The following is a 1,132-nucleotide window of genomic DNA, read 5'->3' on the forward strand; positions in this document are numbered from 1 at the left end:
TTCCACCTCTTCCCATTCCGAACAGAGAAGTTAAGCCCGTTAGCGCCGATGGTACTGCAGAAATGTGGGAGAGTAGGTCGACGCCAACCTTTAAAGAGTCTTATTCCAACTGGAGTGAGACTCTTTTTTTTTGCACTAAAGTCAACAACAGGTAGCTTACAGCAAACACTGTTGGAAATAATTGTACTGCCCGAAGGTACCAGAGCGGAGTCGCAAGAGTTCCTTCTTGGAGTGAGACTCTTTTTGTTTGCTCTAAAGCTGGGTGACCGGAAATTAAAGGTAACTCTCCCGCCTAATAAAGAATATTCCACACCGAGGTATTAGACTATAGCGATAGAAAGTAATGGGTAAATTAGGAAAACACTTGCCTGGTCCTATTGCAACACAGAAAACATTACAAAATTTAATTATAAGGTGCGTTAATTTGTAATAGTCTAAACCCACTGCCATGTATGTTTTCAATGGATAGACTGGAATCGGCTTTTAAGTATTTTCTAAGCTTTGTAATGTATACATCCATACTTCGTGTAGTGTAAAAGTTATCATCGCCCCAAATGCTTTTTAAAGCCGTTTCACGACATATGTTTTTTACAATTCGGAATATTAATAGATCACTGCCACTAAAGCCTTGTGTAACTCTTGTGAGAAGTAGATTTGAATTGGAAAAATGAACGAAAATTTATTGTACTATCAATGATTTTATATTAGAATGTTTAGTATTTCGATAATTTATAAAATTAATACTTCACAATTAAAATTTCATTCTTTTACATTAACCACCTTACTAAAGATTATAAAAAACACAGATATCCCTTCAAGAAATGAAAAAGTAGACCAACAGTACCTAAATTGGATATTCAGTCTCTTATACTATTCAGTTTAAATACAATAAGTCGCGATTTTAGAAGTATTTGCAATCTTTCTCTTTTTTTGACCCTCATTTATTAAAACTTTTTTCTCAAAAATTTTTCCATCGGATCTTCAGTAAGTTAGCCTGTGTTGATTAAAAAACTTGCATTTTTCATTTGGAAAGCTGGGAAAGTATGCCTTATCTTTGCACCCGCTTTACAACGGTAGGGCGATAGGAAAAACATGATGAAGAGGGTGGTTTTGCCACGATTTGGATTGGTGT

At 35.3% G+C, this 1,132-nt stretch carries 1 protein-coding gene and 1 rRNA gene; one reads left to right on the forward strand and one right to left on the reverse strand.

Translation table 11 applies throughout. The features are described from left to right. Nucleotides 1-89, forward strand: a 5S ribosomal RNA gene (gene rrf / locus NQ163_RS20540); the annotation flags it as partial. A gap of 314 nt (nt 90-403) precedes the next feature. Here rrf and NQ163_RS20545 read toward each other — a convergent pair. Further along, nucleotides 404-679, reverse strand: a complete 276-nt coding sequence (locus tag NQ163_RS20545) for a winged helix-turn-helix domain-containing protein (RefSeq protein WP_326493342.1) — start codon at nt 677-679, stop codon at nt 404-406. Between the last annotated feature and the right edge of the window lie 453 nt (nt 680-1,132).

Source organism: Marinifilum sp. D737, assembly GCF_026672275.1.
GTDB lineage: Bacteria > Bacteroidota > Bacteroidia > Bacteroidales > Marinifilaceae > Marinifilum.